Here is a 13,892-nt window from a genome sequence, read left to right as displayed (position 1 = left end):
CGGTGTTCGCGGACGCCGTGGCCTTCCAAGATGGGCGCATGACCGCGCTGCACCCGCCCAAGGTCGAGTACTTCGACCCGGCCGCGAAGACCAACACGGACCCCAAGGGCGTCGTGAGGGACGTCGAGGAATACCGCGAAGAACCCTTCGGCCTCTACATGGCGCGGCCGGCCCCGGGACGGAAACAGTTCCGCTACCTCGAGTCCTGGCTGCTGCCGGAGCTCGGCCTGCGGATCACCGACTTCTGGTTCAACCCCGGCCACGAACGCGATCAGGACTTCTACCTCGACGTCGTCGACGTCCACCGTGAAGGCGGTGTCTGGGTCGCCACCGACCTCTACCTCGACCTCGTCCTGCGGGACAAGAAATCGGTCCAGGTGATCGACACCGACGAACTCCTCGGCGCGGTCACCTCCGGGCTGCTCTCCCTCGCCGACGGCGAACGCGCGCTCGGCGTCAGTCACGCGACCGTCGACGGGCTGGCCACCCACGGGCACGACCTGCGCGGCTGGCTGTCCATAAAGGACATCACGCTCGCCTGGAGACGACATTGAGCCGTCCGCATCAACCGATCGGTTGATGCGGCCTTATCCCTTGGACGAACGGTTACTGACCGGGTGATGGATTCCCGGAAAGACGTCCTCACGGGACTCTCGATCACGAGCGAAACCGATCGAGAGGGGGCGGAATCCATGGTCGTCGAGACCGGGGGACTCCGGGAAAGGAACGGCGAACGAGAACACGCGGGGATCGCGCCGTTCGCCGGGAAACCGGTGCTGGCCATCGCCGGGGCGATGGGGGCGGTGCTCGCGGCGACGGCGGGCCGCTACGGCTATTTCGGCGACGAACTGTACTTCCTGGCAGCCGGCCGTCATCTGGACTGGGGGTATGCCGACCAGCCGCCACTGTTGCCGCTGCTGGCACGCCTGATGGCCGCGTTCGGCGCCGATTCGCCATTCGTCCTGCGGATCCCGGCGATGCTCGCGATGGTCGCCGGGGTCGTGCTGACCGCGTTGATCGCCAGGGAACTGGGCGGTGGCCGCCGGGCGCAGACGATCGCGGCGGCGACCTTCGCGGTGTCGGTCCAGATGCTCGGCAGCGGGCACTACTTGGCGACCAGCACCCTCGACCCGTTCCTGTGGACGCTGCTGATCTGGCTGCTCGTCCGCTGGACGCGGACCCGCGTGGACGGACTCCTGCTCTGGAGCGGCGTGGTGACCGGCTTCGCACTGAACACGAAGTTCCTCATCGGGGCGTTCTGGGTAGTCGCGCTGGCCGCCGCGGCCGTCTTCGGCCCTCGCGACCTGGTCCGCCGTCCGGCGCTCTGGCTCGGCGCGCTGATCGCCGCCGCGATGGTCACGCCCACGCTCGTCTGGCAGGCGGCGAACGGCTGGCCGCAGCTGACCATGGGCGCGGCGATCTCCCGGGAGGTCTCGGAAGGCTGGGGCGGACGGGCCACGTTCGTCCCGACACTGGTGATGAGCGCGGGGGTCCCGGTGGGGATGATCCTCGTCTGCTACGGCCTGTGGCGGCTGCTGCGGTCCGAACGCCTGCGGCCGCACCGGTTCCTGGGGTGGACAGCGCTCGGCGTACTCGCCCTGTTCCTGCTGGCGAACGGGCGCTACTACTACGCGGCGGGGATGTTCGCCCCGCTGTTCGCCGCCGCCGCGGTGGAGCTCGAAGCGGGACAGGCGTCGAAGTACTGGCGCTGGATCGCGACCTGGCCGGTGTACCTCGTGGCCGCGGTGATCGCGATCCCGCAGACGCTCCCGGTCCTCCCGCGCGACGAGCTGGCGAACGCCCCCGAGTGGGCGCGGCCGGGCCTGGCTCACGAGGAGATCGGCTGGCGGGAGATCACCGAATCGGTGGCCCAGGCGTATCGCGCCGTTCCGGACCCGGCCCGCACCGGCGTCATCGCGGCGAAGTACTGGCAGGCCGCCGCCATCGACCACTATGGACCGGACCTGGGCCTTCCGTCACCGTCGAGCCCCAACCGCGGCTACGCGACGTTGCCGAGGCCGCCGGAATCGGCCCGGGACATCCTGTTCGTCGGGAACGATCCGTCGGTGCTTGTGCCGTACTTCACGCAGGTGCGCGAGGCCGGCGCGCTCGACAACCGGGCCGGAGTCCCGAATTCGAGTCAGGGCATGAAGATCTGGCTGGCCACCGGCCGGACCGGGAGCTGGGACACGGTGTGGCCGGAACTCACGGACTGGGGCTTCTGAACCTCACCGGTCCTCTCACGACCGACGCACCACGCCGGTGGCACGTAAGGTGCGAGAGGACCGGCACCCGAGGGATCTGTGAGGACTGGATGGAAGCCGCCAGCGCGGCCGAAACACCGACCGCGTCCGGTGTGGCGTTCGCCCGGCTCCCGGTGGCGCTGCTCGCCGCCGCGGCCGCGGCGGCGCTGCTGGCGACGGCGTGGCGGTACGGCTACTTCGGCGACGAACTGTACTTCCTCTCCGCCGGGAAGCGGCTGGCCTGGGGATACGCCGACCAGCCACCGGTACTCCCGTTCCTGGCCCTGCTGATGGACTCCCTCGCGCCGGGCAATGTCTTCGTGTTCCGTCTCCCCGCCGTCCTCGCGACGGCCGCCGGTGTCGTGTTCACCGGGCTCATCGCCTACGAGATGGGCGGAGACCGCCGCGCGCAGACCCGCGCCGCCGCCGCGTACGCGATCTGCGGGCAGTTCCTCGGCAGCGGGCACTACCTGGCCACCTCGACGATCGACCCGGCCCTGTGGGCGCTCATCGCCTGGCTGCTCGTGCGGTGGATGCGGACCCGGGACGACAACCTGTTGCTGTGGCTGGGCGCCGCCACCGCCGTCGCGCTGAACGTCAAGCTCCTCGTCGCGACTTTCTGGGTCGCCGCCGGGGTCGCGATCCTCGTCCTCGGCCCCCGGGATCTCTTGCGCAGGCCCAAACTCTGGATCGGCGCGGCCATCTCCGCGCTCTCGCTCGTGCCCACCCTCTGGTGGCAGGCCGCGAACGGCTGGCCACAGCTGGAGATGGGCGACGTCATCGCGCACGAGACCACCGGCGGCTGGAGCGGCCGCGCCGGGTTCCTGCCCGCCCTGCTGACCGGCGCCGGTCTCGGCATCGGCGTCGTCGGTGTCCTTTATGGACTCTGGGTCCTGATGTTCTCGGCGAAGCTGCGGGAGTTCCGGTTCCTCGGCTGGGCGACCGTCGGCGTGATCGCGCTGTTCATCCTGTCCAACGGCCGGTACTACTACGCGGCGGGGATGTTCGGCGTCCTGTGGGCGGGCGCGGCTGTCCACTTCGGACAGTCGAAGCCTTCATCGTGGTTCCGCTGGATCCCGACCTGGCCGGTGTTCGTGCTTTCCGCGCTGTACACCCTCCCCTACGCGCTGCCGGTGTGGCCCGTCGCCTGGATCGCCGAGGGCCGGGACGTCCCGCGCCCGGCGTACGCGCTGGAGGAGATCGGCTGGCCGGACCTCGCCCGTTCGGTCGCGGACGCCTATCACCGGCTCCCGCCGGAGCAGCGGGCACGCACCACGCTCGTGACCGCCGGGTACTGGCAGGCCGGAGCGCTGGACCGGTACGGCGCCGACTACGGACTTCCCGCCGCGTACAGCCCCAGCCGGGGCTTCTGGTACTTCGGCCACCCGCCCGAGACCGCGGACAGCGTGCTGTTCGTCGGGCCCGATCCGGCACGGCTGCTGCACTCGTTCACCGACGCCCGGATCGTTTCCCGGGTCGGCAACGACCTCGGTGTCCGCAACGTGAGCCGTGAGATGCCGATCTGGCTCGTCACCGGTCGCACGGAATCCTGGGCGTCCTCGTGGCCGGGATTGCGGGAGTTCCGGGTGTAGCCGCTACGGGGTCCAGCCCGTCGACGCGGCCCACGCGTCGGCCCGGCCGAAGGCCGCGTCGACCCAGACCTGCTTTTCGTCGGTGTACCGCTCGACGGTCCCGTCGCCGGCGTGCTTCGCGGCCATGGCGTTCTTGACCGCCGCGTAGGCGTCGCGTTCGTCCGGGTTCTGCCGCAGCCACTCCGGGAACAGCAGCGCGAGCCGCCAGGCAGGCGTTTCCTGGGACCGGACGTGCAGGTTGACCGGGCGGCGCGGGTCGCCGCCGAAGTGGAACCGCTTGGGCCAGGTGCCCTCTTCACCGTGCGCGTCGTCGAACCACTCACCCTCCGCGCGCGGGAACCCGGCGTCGGAGAGCACGTCGGCCAGCTCGTCGGCCTTGTCCGTGGTGGACACCGTCAGCTGAAGGTCGAGGATGTCCTTGGCGGGCAGCCCCGGCACGGAGGTCGAACCGATGTGGTCGACGCGCACGGCGTTGTCACCCACCACCACACGGATCCGGGCGAGCGCCCGCTCCGCCTGCACCGGCCACGTCGGGTCGTATTCCGCGATCTTCGGCGACATCGGCGCCCGCGGCTTGCGGAGCCGCACGTTCGCTTCGAACGGGGTCAGCCTGTCCGCCCACAACGCGTCGACGTCGGCGAGCACGATGTCGGGTGCCCCGCTGTTGTCGAACCAGACGTCGGCCACCGCCCGGCGCTGATCGGTCGTGGCCTGCGCCTTGATCCTGGCGCGCGCGTCGGACTCGGCCATCCCCCGCGCCTCGACCAGACGGCGGACCCTGACCTCTTCGGGGGCGTCGACCATGACGACGAGGTGGTACATCGGCGCGAGGCCGCCTTCGACCAGCAGCGGGATGTCGTGGACGACGATCGCGTCCGGCGCCGCGGCCGCCATCAGCTCGGCCGTCCGGGCGCCGACCCTCGGATGGACGATCGAGTTCAGCCGCTTGCGGGAATCTTCGTCCGCGAACGCCTTCGCGGCCAGCGCGGGGCGATCGAGCGAGCCGTCGGCCGCGAGGATGTCTTCCCCGAACGCCTCGACCAGCCCGGCGAGCCCCGGTGTCCCCGGCTCGACGACCTCCCTGGCGATCTTGTCGGAGTCGATGAGGACGGCGCCGTGCTCGGAAAGCCGGTTCGCCACCGTCGATTTTCCGGCGCCGATCCCGCCGGTCAGGCCCACACGCAGCATGTCGATCAGCCTAGTGGCGCAATCCAAGGTGACCGCGCAGGGTCATCGAATGGGTACATCCGGCACAGAAGGATGCAAAAGGCAAGATCATCGTGACGCGCGACTCAACCATTTCGAGTGACACGCCGGGCGGTTACCCGGCTTCGGCGGCTCGATTGCGTACCGTGCGCGGCGAAGGTAGCCCACACGGAGGAAAGATGGCAGACGGCAAGCACGTCGGAAGGCACCGGCTCGGATCGCCGGGCCTGGTGCACTGTGTCCTCCATCGTCCCGTGGCCGAGGCCCTCGCCGAATACCGGCGCACATGGCTGAGCGCACTCCTGGTCCCCGCCAAGCACAGCTTCGCCGGACTCCGCCGCAAGGCCCGCGCGGCCGCCCTCGAACGCATCTGGGTGCCGGCCGTCCGGCCCGCCACTTCCTGACCCTCTTCGCCAACCCCCGCGTTTAGTCCTCTGGATGCGGTAGTTCGCATGCGCAACTACCGCATCCAGAGGACTAAACGCGAAAGACAGCGGCCCCGGTCCGAGGTGGACCGGGGCCGCTGTCTGTCAGCTACTGGCTGAGCGCCTGGATCACGCGCCGCCCGACAGCTTCTCGCGGAGAGCCGCGAGCTGCTCGTCGCTGGCGAGCGTGCCGCCGCTCTTGGCCTCGGCCGGAGCGGAGGTGTAGCTCTGCTCGCCCGAGTCGCCGGAGGTGACGCCGGTCGCGGCGTCGGCCGCGGCTTCCGCGTCGGCCTCGGCGGCCTTGACGACCTGCTTCATGTGAGCCTCGTAGCGGGTGTGAGCCTCGGCGTACTGACGCTCCCACTCCTCACGCTGCTTGTCGAAGCCTTCCTGCCACTCCTGGGTGTCCGGGTCGAAGCCCTCGGGGTAGATGTAGTTCCCCTCGGTGTCGTACTCGGCGGCCATGCCGTACTGAGTGGGGTCGAACTCGGTCTCCGGCGTGACGCCCTCGTTCGCCTGCTTCAGCGACAGCGAGATGCGACGACGCTCGAGGTCGATGTCGATGACCTTGACCATCACGTCGCCGTTGACCTGGACGACCTGCTCCGGGATCTCCACGTGGCGCTCGGCCAGCTCGGAGATGTGCACCAGGCCCTCGATGCCCTCCTCGACGCGCACGAACGCGCCGAACGGGACGAGCTTGGTGACCTTGCCCGGCACGATCTGGCCGATCGCGTGGGTGCGGGCGAACTGACGCCACGGGTCTTCCTGGGTCGCCTTCAGCGACAGCGAGACGCGCTCGCGGTCCATGTCGACGTCCAGAACCTCGACCGTGACCTCCTGGCCGACCTCGACGACCTCGGACGGGTGGTCGATGTGCTTCCAGGACAGCTCGGAGACGTGCACCAGGCCGTCGACGCCACCCAGGTCCACGAAGGCACCGAAGTTGACGATGGACGACACGACGCCCTTGCGGACCTGGCCCTTGGCGAGCGCGTTGAGGAACTCGCTGCGCACCTCGGACTGGGTCTGCTCCAGGTAGGCGCGGCGGGACAGGACCACGTTGTTGCGGTTCTTGTCCAGCTCGATGATCTTCGCCTCGAGCTCGCGGCCGACGTACGGCTGCAGGTCGCGCACGCGGCGCATCTCGACCAGCGACGCGGGCAGGAAGCCCCGCAGGCCGATGTCCAGGATGAGGCCGCCCTTGACGACCTCGATGACGGTGCCCTTGACGGGCTCGTCCTTCTCCTTGAGCTCCTCGATCGTGCCCCAGGCGCGCTCGTACTGCGCACGCTTCTTGGACAGGATCAGACGGCCTTCCTTGTCCTCCTTCTGGAGAACCAGGGCTTCGACCTCATCGCCGACGGTGACAACCTCAGCCGGGTCGACATCGTGCTTGATGGAGAGCTCACGCGAGGGGATGACACCCTCGGTCTTGTAGCCGATGTCGAGCAGGACCTCGTCACGGTCGACCTTGACGATGGTTCCCTCAACGATGTCGCCGTCGTTGAAGTACTTGATCGTCTTGTCGATCGCAGCGAGGAAGTCTTCCTCCGACCCGATGTCGTTGATAGCGACTTGCTGGGGCCCGGTGGGGGCGGTCGGGGCGGTGGCGGTGTCGGTCGTCATTAGGCGGGTTGCTCCGGTGGATGGGAAGTAGTGGGTTTGCGGTTAGGGCACCATGGGCTCTTCCGGCATGAGGCGACCACATTTGCAAACGTCCACAGGGAACGACCGCGAGCATCACCGCATCCGGTGCGCGACCCCCTGACCCGGACGCTGAGCGAACCGGGGGAAAGAGTAGCGCGAACCCACTGCGCTAACAGATATCCTACGCGGCCCCCTGTACACGGCACAATCAGGGTGCCTACCGCGATCACGGCGGGCGGATAAACTCTCCTCCACAGCCCTGACCTGGGGAAAGGATACCGGTTTGAGTCAGCAGTCCGTCACCGAGCCCGAACGGCACGCCGAGGCCGAGGAACGGCTCGGCACCGCGGGGGTCGCCTACCGGGCGGTCTCCGCGCCGGAGGCGACGGCCGCGAACCTGGCGTGGTGGGACGCCGACGCCGACGACTACCAAGCGACCCACGGCGGCTTCCTCGGCGACGCGGACTTCGTCTGGTGCCCGGAGGGCGTCCGCGAGGCCGACGTCGCGCTTCTGGGTGAAGTCGGCGGCAAGCGGATCCTCGAAGTCGGGTGTGGACAGGCGGCCTGTTCGCGCTGGCTCGCCGCGCAGGGCGCCGAGGCGGTGGCGACCGATCTGTCGGCGGGGATGCTGCGGCACGCGCGGGAGGGCAACGAGCGCACCGGCACCCCCGTGCCGCTCGTGCAGGCGACGGCGGAATCGCTCCCGTTCGCCGACGCGAGCTTCGACGCGGCGTGCTCGGCCTTCGGCGCGGTCCCGTTCGTGGCGTCGGTGGACGTCGTGTTCGCCGAGGTGCACCGGGTGCTCCGGCCGGGCGCCCGCTGGGTGTTCTCGGTGACCCATCCGATGCGCTGGATCTTCCCCGACGACCCCGGGCCGCAGGGCCTCACCGTCACCCAGCCGTATTTCGATCGCACGCCGTACGTCGAGGTCGACGAAGAGGGTGTCGCGACCTACGTCGAGTACCACCGCACCGTCGGCGACTACGTCCGCGCTCTCGCCGACGCCGGTTTCACGCTGACGGACCTCATCGAGCCGGCCTGGCCGGAAGGTCACTCCCGCACCTGGGGGCAGTGGAGCCCCTTGCGCGGCAAGCTCTTCCCGGGCACCGCGATCTTCTGCACCCAGCGGGGATGAGTTCGGCGGCGGGGGTGCAACGGGCACGGTTCGCCGCGCTCGATCCGCTGCTTCCACCGCCGCCCCCGCTCCCGCCCGGCGAGCCCGTCGAAGCGGGCGGCGCCGCCGGGACGATCGCGCACGTGCGGTTCGCGGCGGGTTCCTGGCAACGACTGTGGAGCCCGGCGCACCTCCAGATCCTTTCCGCGTTCCTCCCGCACGACGCCGGCGCGGGGATGAGCGCGCTGCTGTCGGCCTGGCGCGAGCGGATCGCGCTCGCCGACGCCGAACCCGATTCGTCGTGCACGGTCACCTGGCCCAGCCGCGACGTCGTGGTCGCGCGGGCCCTGCTCGACCACGGGCTCGCGCCGCAACTGGCGCTGGCCGTCCGGGCGCCCGCCGCCGGCGAGGCGTACTCCGTGCCCGGTGTGACCGTCCGGGAGTCCTCCGGCGGTGATCTGGAGGAGATCGTCGCCCTGCGCTTCGAAGAACTTCGCTACACCTCGTTCGTCGGTCACGGCGTCGTCCGGCCGGGGGCCGAAGCCCTGCTCGAGGAAGAGGTCCGGCGCGGCTTGCAGTTCGGCGGCCGCGTCTGGATCGCCGAAGAGGAAGGCGTCACCGTGGGGATGGTGACCAGCGGAAAACGCTCGCCGCTCCCCGGTGACGCGCTCGCCGGAAGACTGCCGCCGGGCGAGTGGGGCTACGTCGGCACGCTCGCGGTCACCGCGGCCGCCCGGGGACGCGGGATCGGGCGCGCGCTGACCGCCGCCGCGCACGACGAGCTGTTCTCGCCGTCGCTGCGCGGTACCTTCGTCTCGTACAATCCGGCCAATCCGCTTTCCCCGGTCTTCTGGCACCGGCAGGGTTATCGTCCTCTGTGGACGACGTGGGCGGCCAGCCCCGCCGCGGCCCTGCGGTAGCGGTGACGGGCGCGGCCGACCCTGGGGACGGAATGGAAATCGAGAAGACGTTGTTCGACGCGCACCGCGCACGGTTCGCGACGATCGACAGGCTGCTGCCCGAAGCGGCGCCGCCCCCGGTCGTCGGCGAGCGCGTGGACGCCGCGACCGCGTCGGGCGTCCAGGTCACCGGCGTCGTCCAGCGCCAATTACACGGTCCGGACGACGTGCCCCTGCTCTGGTCGGCCGCCGACGTGCGCCAGCTGTTCCCGTACATCGGGACCACCGGCACCGAGGGTATGGACGTGTTGCTGCGCGCGTGGCGGACGTGGATGGACGCCGAATCACCCGGTGAGGATTCGTCCTGCGTGGTGAACTGGCCGAGCCGGGACGCCGAGGCGATCCGCGCCTTCCTCGACCACGGACTGGTGCCGATGTCGGCGCTCGCCGTGCGCACCGGACGCCACCACGACGAACCGGCCGCCGACGGCGTATGCGTCCGCCGGGCCCGGCGGGACGATTTCGACGACGTGCTCGCGATGGCCGTCTCGACCCACGACTACATCGGCCAGGTCGCCACCAGGCATCGCCCGAACGCCGCCGAACTGCTGGCCCCGGCGCTGGAGCGCGCCCTCGACAAGGACGCACCGCTGCTGTGGCTGGCCGAACGGGACGCCCGCGTCGCCGCGTTCGCGCACGCCGCCTGGATCACCTCGTCACCGGGGTCGGCCGAGGCCGAACTGCTCCCCCACGGCCGCTGGGGCTACGTCAACAACGTCGTCACCGTGCCGGGCCTGCGCGGGAGCGGACTCGGCCGGACCCTGATGTCCGTGGTGCACAAGGAGTTCTCCGCGGACGGCGCGGACGGCACGTATCTCTACTATAACCCGACCAACCCGCTCTCTTCGGTGTTCTGGCACCGGCAGGGCTATCGTCCACTGTGGACGTCCTGGGAGGTCCACCCGGCTTCCGCCCTGCGTTAGCCGAAATGCGCAGTCAGCCGTCCGGTTTGCGGAGGTTTCGTCACTCTTGCGTGTGACGTGGGCCCCCCACGGTTGTGCACCTCCCAGGTCAGGGCTAACTTTTGAACTGACCAGTCAGTTTAAAAGTTCCACGAGTCGCCGACCTGGGAGTTCTTCGTGCGGGTTCAAGCCGACAGGGTGTCCGTGACCGGACCCCACGGCACGTTGCTGTCGCCTACTTCGCTCACCGTTTCGGGTGGTGAGCTGGCGATCGTGCACGGCGAGCCGGGGGTCGGCGTCACGGCCTTCGGGCTGGCGCTGGCCGGCAGATTGAAGCCCGCCACCGGGACGGTGACCGTCGAGGGCGGTGACCCGCGGAAGGTCATCGCCGTCGTCGACTCCCCCGGCGTGAGCGAACCGGACGGCGCGTTGACGCTGCAGGTCGTCGTCGGGGAGGAACTCGAACTGGCGAAACGCCCGGCGAACAAGGCCGCGGTGACGAGCTGGCTGGCCGAGCACGACGCCGCCGCCTTCGCCACCACCCGCTTCGAGAACCTCGAACCGGTGACGCGCACCAGGCTGCTGACCGCGCTCGCCGCGAGCCGCAAGGGAGTCGGCGTCCTCGTGCTCGACACCCCGGACAGGCACACCAGCGACGTCGACAGCTGGGCGCGGCTCGCCCGCGAGTACGCCGAGCGCGGCCTCGCCGTCATCGTGCTCACCGCCACCACCCCGGTTTCGGCCCTGCCGGAGAAGCCCGCCCTGTGCGGCGCTCTCGACCAGCCCGATCCCGTGCGCTGCGCACCCGTCGAAACCCCGGCGGAGACGACGCTGGAAGCGACCGTGGCGGACGACACCGAGAAGACTTCAGGAGACCAGGAATGAACCCCGTCCGGATCGCCGCCAACGAGCTGCGCCGGCTGAGCAGCGGCACCCTGCCGAAGCTCGCCATGGTCGCGCTCGTCCTGGTGCCGCTGCTCTACGCGTCCTTCTACCTCTACGCGAACTACGACCCGTACTCGCGCCTGGACAAGCTGCCCGCCGCCGTCTTCACCTCCGACGCCGGCGCGAAGGACTCGGCGGGCGCGGAACGCAACGTCGGCCGCGAGGTCACCGACGAACTGGTCAAGTCCGGCACGTTCCAGTGGCACGAGGTGTCGCAGGAGGAAGCCCTCAAGGGCGTCCGCAACGACAATTACTCGTTCGCCATCGGCATCCCGCGCGACTTCTCCACCGCGCTGCTGTCCTCGGGCAACCTCCAGCCCCAGCAGGCGACGATCACGCTGACCACCAACGACGCCAACAACTATCTGTCGGGAACCATCGCGAAGCAGGTGGCCGAACAGGTCCGCAAGACGATCGCGGAGAAGGTCGGCAGCGAGGCGGCGGACAAGTTCCTGGTCGGTTTCTCCACGATCTACGGCAAGATCCAGGAGGCCGCGAACGGCGCCTCGCAGCTCGCCGACGGCGCGGGCAAGCTCAAGACGGGCCAGCAGCAACTGGCCGACGGCGCCAACCAGCTCGCCTCCGGCAGCTCCCAGCTCGCGACCGGACTCGGCACCCTGAAATCCAGTACCGCCCAGCTCCCCGCCCAGACGCAGAAACTCGCCGACGGCGCCGGTCAGGTCGCCGACGGGAACCAGAAGGTCTCCGACGCGGCTTCGCTCGCCGCGACGGCGTCCGGCGACATCCAGGGCAAACTCGACGGCTACCGCACCCAGCTCGCGCAGGATCTGCGCGCCGCCGAGGTCCCCGAGGCGAAGGTGCAGGAGATCCTGAGCCGCCTCGACACCCTCCGCTCCCCTGTCGACCAGGCGAACACGAAGATCCAGGGCGCGAACAGCCAGCTCGTCCAGCTCGCTTCCGGCGCACGGCAGGTGTCCGACGGCGCGCACCAGCTGGCCTCGGCCACCCCGCAGCTCACCAGCGGGATCGCGCAGGCCGCCGACGCGTCGACGCAGATCCGTGACGGCGCCGCGAAGCTGAACGACGGCGAGAAGTCCGCCGTCTCCGGCACGACCGAGCTCGCCGACGGCGCGGTGAAACTGCGTGACGGGCTCGCCGCCGGGCTGAAGGAGATCCCGAACCCGGACGATCCCACCCGCGCGGCGACGGCCAACACCATCGCCGACCCGGTCGCGGTCAACTCCTCCGGCGTCGCCTCGGCCGGGACCTACGGCGCGGGTCTGGCCCCGTTCTTCATCTCCCTCGCCACCTGGATCGGTGCGTTCGTGCTGTTCCTGTTGCTGCGCCCGCTCTCCACCCGGGCCCTGACCGCCGGCGCGTCGCCGTTCAAGGTCGCGCTCGGCGGCTGGCTCTCCTCGGCGCTGCTGGGGATCGCGCAGGTGATCGTGCTGTTCGGCGCGGTGACCTGGCTGGTCGGGATCGACGTCGCGCATCCGCTCGGCGCGATCGGGTTCGCGGTCCTGGTGTCGCTCACCTTCACCGCCGTGGTGCACGCGCTCAACTCGTTCTTCGGCGCCGTCGGGAAGTTCCTCGGCCTGGTCCTGCTGGTGCTACAGCTGGTGAGCGCGGGCGGCACGTTCCCCTGGCAGACGATCCCGGACGCGCTGTACCCGCTGCACATCGTGCTGCCGATGGGTTACGCCATCGACGGGTTCCGGCACCTGCTCTACAGTGGCGCCTCGATGGAGATCCTCGGTGACATCGGCGTCCTGGTGGCGTATCTGGTCGGCGGCATCCTGGTCTCGACCCTGGCGGCACGGAAACGGCGCACCTGGACGGTTTCCGCGCTGAAACCCGAGCTCGCGTTGTGAGTCCCCGGGGTGAGGCGACGAAGCAGAAGTTGTTCGAGGCGACCCTGCGGCTGTCCGCCAGCCGCGGCCTCGTCGGGCTGACGGTCGACGACATCGCGGCCGAGGCGAAAGTCGCCAAAGGCACCGTCTACTACAACTTCGGCAGCAAGGACGGTCTTGTCGACGCACTGCTGCGCTACGGCGTCGGCGTGCTCGCGGACCGGCTGCGCGCGGCCACCGGCGACGGCGATCCGATGGACGTCATCTCCGCGCAGGTGGACGGCGCGCTGGAGTTCATCGCCGAATACCCCGGTTTCTCGCAGATCCTGGTGAGCGAGATGTGGCGCACGCCCGGAACGTGGCACGAGACGCTGACGTTGCTGCGCGAGGAGATCATCTCGATCGTGCGCGAACAGCTGCACCGGCTGGACGCCGCCGGGCGGCTCCCCGACGGCGTCCAGATCCCGACGGCGGCGGCCGGGTTGTTCGGCACGATGCTGGTGGTCGCCCTCGACTGGCAGGTGTTCCAGCCGAAGCGGACCCGGGCCGACGTGCGGGAATCGGTGATGGTGCTGGTCCGGGGGCTCGGCCGCTGACGCGGATCACGCGTGATCGAAGCCGGATCTCGCGTGATCAAGGCCGTAACTCGCGTGCTTGAAGGCGGAACACAAGGTGCGGCGCGTGTTCCGGCTCCAAGCACGCGAGTTACGGCTCTGATCACGCGTCTTCGGTCTCCCGGACCCACTTCAGCTTGACCTCGAAGTTCCCTTCCAGCCCCGTTTTCGCGATCACCGCGCCCGCCTGGGCGGTCAGTTTGACGCCGAACTTGAGCTCGACCTCGTCCGGTCCCTTGGCCATCGACCGGAAGGTGTCGAGCGCCGCCGCGGCCGCGTCCCGCACGTTCGCCAGCGCCGCTTCGAAGGATCCTTTGGTGTCCTCGATCAGGTCGTCGCGCCGGGAGACGCGGGAGGTGCCGGGGACGGGGTCGATCTCGACGATCACCGAACCGCCGCCTTCGAGCGGGAACCGCGCCAGGTCGTTCACC

At 69.8% G+C, this 13,892-nt stretch carries 13 protein-coding genes; 10 read left to right on the top strand and 3 right to left on the bottom strand.

From position 1 onward, the window contains the following. Positions 1-38: 38 nt before the first annotated feature. The 3 genes from CFP71_RS09485 (at position 39) to CFP71_RS09475 (ending at position 3,835) form a co-directional block, all read left to right on the top strand. The gene (locus tag CFP71_RS09485) at positions 39-554 is read left to right on the top strand and encodes a ribonuclease FAU-1 family protein (RefSeq protein WP_093933523.1); all 516 of its coding nucleotides are present in this window, start codon (positions 39-41) and stop codon (positions 552-554) included. Positions 555-692: 138 nt separating this feature from the next. After that, positions 693-2,225, top strand: coding sequence for an ArnT family glycosyltransferase (locus tag CFP71_RS09480; protein ID WP_093933522.1), 1,533 nt, complete (start codon positions 693-695; stop codon positions 2,223-2,225). An 89-nt stretch (positions 2,226-2,314) separates the two neighbouring features. After that, a complete protein-coding gene (locus CFP71_RS09475) occupies positions 2,315-3,835 on the top strand; it encodes an ArnT family glycosyltransferase (protein ID WP_093933459.1) in 1,521 nt (506 codons plus the stop codon). 3 nt (positions 3,836-3,838) lie between these two features. On the opposite strand, the gene coaE is transcribed toward CFP71_RS09475, so the two are convergent. Continuing rightward, positions 3,839-5,023 carry a dephospho-CoA kinase gene (gene coaE / locus CFP71_RS09470; RefSeq protein ID WP_093933458.1) on the bottom strand — a complete coding sequence of 395 codons (1,185 nt, stop codon included), beginning with the start codon at positions 5,021-5,023 and terminating at the stop codon, positions 3,839-3,841. Between the two features lie 197 nt (positions 5,024-5,220). Here coaE and CFP71_RS09465 point away from each other — a divergent pair, with 197 nt between their 5' ends. Continuing rightward, on the top strand, positions 5,221-5,445 hold the full coding sequence (locus tag CFP71_RS09465) for a hypothetical protein (RefSeq protein ID WP_093933457.1): 225 nt from the start codon (positions 5,221-5,223) through the stop codon (positions 5,443-5,445). Positions 5,446-5,595: 150 nt separating this feature from the next. Here the strand turns inward: CFP71_RS09465 and rpsA are convergent, their stop codons facing one another. After that, positions 5,596-7,095: a 30S ribosomal protein S1 gene (rpsA, locus tag CFP71_RS09460; protein WP_093933456.1), complete on the bottom strand. Its 1,500-nt coding sequence runs from the start codon at positions 7,093-7,095 to the stop codon at positions 5,596-5,598. Positions 7,096-7,399: 304 nt separating this feature from the next. Here rpsA and CFP71_RS09455 point away from each other — a divergent pair, with 304 nt between their 5' ends. The 6 genes from CFP71_RS09455 to CFP71_RS09430 all read left to right on the top strand — a co-directional run bounded on the left by CFP71_RS09455 (position 7,400) and on the right by CFP71_RS09430 (position 13,443). Next, positions 7,400-8,251 (top strand): class I SAM-dependent methyltransferase, encoded by an 852-nt coding sequence (locus CFP71_RS09455; protein WP_093933455.1) that lies wholly within the window; start codon positions 7,400-7,402, stop codon positions 8,249-8,251. Beyond that, the gene (locus CFP71_RS09450; protein WP_093933454.1) at positions 8,248-9,150 is read left to right on the top strand and encodes a GNAT family N-acetyltransferase; all 903 of its coding nucleotides are present in this window, start codon (positions 8,248-8,250) and stop codon (positions 9,148-9,150) included. The genes CFP71_RS09455 and CFP71_RS09450 overlap by 4 nt, the downstream gene beginning before the upstream one ends. 32 nt (positions 9,151-9,182) lie before the next feature. Further along, the gene (locus tag CFP71_RS09445; RefSeq protein ID WP_093933453.1) at positions 9,183-10,112 is read left to right on the top strand and encodes a GNAT family N-acetyltransferase; all 930 of its coding nucleotides are present in this window, start codon (positions 9,183-9,185) and stop codon (positions 10,110-10,112) included. Positions 10,113-10,268: 156 nt separating this feature from the next. Then, positions 10,269-10,976 carry an ATP-binding cassette domain-containing protein gene (locus CFP71_RS09440; RefSeq protein WP_093933452.1) on the top strand — a complete coding sequence of 236 codons (708 nt, stop codon included), beginning with the start codon at positions 10,269-10,271 and terminating at the stop codon, positions 10,974-10,976. Next, positions 10,973-12,868: a YhgE/Pip domain-containing protein gene (locus CFP71_RS09435; RefSeq protein ID WP_093933451.1), complete on the top strand. Its 1,896-nt coding sequence runs from the start codon at positions 10,973-10,975 to the stop codon at positions 12,866-12,868. The genes CFP71_RS09440 and CFP71_RS09435 overlap by 4 nt, the downstream gene beginning before the upstream one ends. Next, positions 12,865-13,443, top strand: coding sequence for a TetR/AcrR family transcriptional regulator (locus tag CFP71_RS09430; RefSeq protein WP_005159342.1), 579 nt, complete (start codon positions 12,865-12,867; stop codon positions 13,441-13,443). Before CFP71_RS09435 ends, CFP71_RS09430 begins: the two co-directional genes overlap by 4 nt. 121 nt (positions 13,444-13,564) lie before the next feature. Here CFP71_RS09430 and CFP71_RS09425 read toward each other — a convergent pair whose 3' ends face one another. Beyond that, entirely contained in the window at positions 13,565-13,891 is a 327-nt protein-coding gene (locus tag CFP71_RS09425; protein ID WP_093933521.1) for a CU044_2847 family protein, read from the bottom strand. Between the last annotated feature and the right edge of the window lies 1 nt (position 13,892).

The sequence above is a fragment of the Amycolatopsis thailandensis genome (assembly GCF_002234405.1).
Lineage (GTDB): Bacteria > Actinomycetota > Actinomycetes > Mycobacteriales > Pseudonocardiaceae > Amycolatopsis > Amycolatopsis thailandensis.
The sequence above is the reverse complement of the archived record's forward strand: the minus strand, read 5'-3'. Positions and strand labels throughout refer to the sequence as shown.

Excerpts from the sequence above, each read along its gene's own strand:
- CFP71_RS09475 (WP_093933459.1), top strand. The coding sequence starts at position 2,315 with ATGGAAGCCGCCAGCGCGGCCGAAACACCGACCGCGTCCGGTGTGGCG.
- rpsA (WP_093933456.1), bottom strand. The coding sequence starts at position 7,095 with ATGACGACCGACACCGCCACCGCCCCGACCGCCCCCACCGGGCCCCAG.
- coaE (WP_093933458.1), bottom strand. The coding sequence starts at position 5,023 with ATGCTGCGTGTGGGCCTGACCGGCGGGATCGGCGCCGGAAAATCGACG.
- CFP71_RS09480 (WP_093933522.1), top strand. The coding sequence starts at position 693 with ATGGTCGTCGAGACCGGGGGACTCCGGGAAAGGAACGGCGAACGAGAA.
- CFP71_RS09435 (WP_093933451.1), top strand. The coding sequence starts at position 10,973 with ATGAACCCCGTCCGGATCGCCGCCAACGAGCTGCGCCGGCTGAGCAGC.
- CFP71_RS09450 (WP_093933454.1), top strand. The coding sequence starts at position 8,248 with ATGAGTTCGGCGGCGGGGGTGCAACGGGCACGGTTCGCCGCGCTCGAT.
- CFP71_RS09485 (WP_093933523.1), top strand. The coding sequence starts at position 39 with ATGACCGCGCTGCACCCGCCCAAGGTCGAGTACTTCGACCCGGCCGCG.
- CFP71_RS09445 (WP_093933453.1), top strand. The coding sequence starts at position 9,183 with ATGGAAATCGAGAAGACGTTGTTCGACGCGCACCGCGCACGGTTCGCG.
- CFP71_RS09465 (WP_093933457.1), top strand. The coding sequence starts at position 5,221 with ATGGCAGACGGCAAGCACGTCGGAAGGCACCGGCTCGGATCGCCGGGC.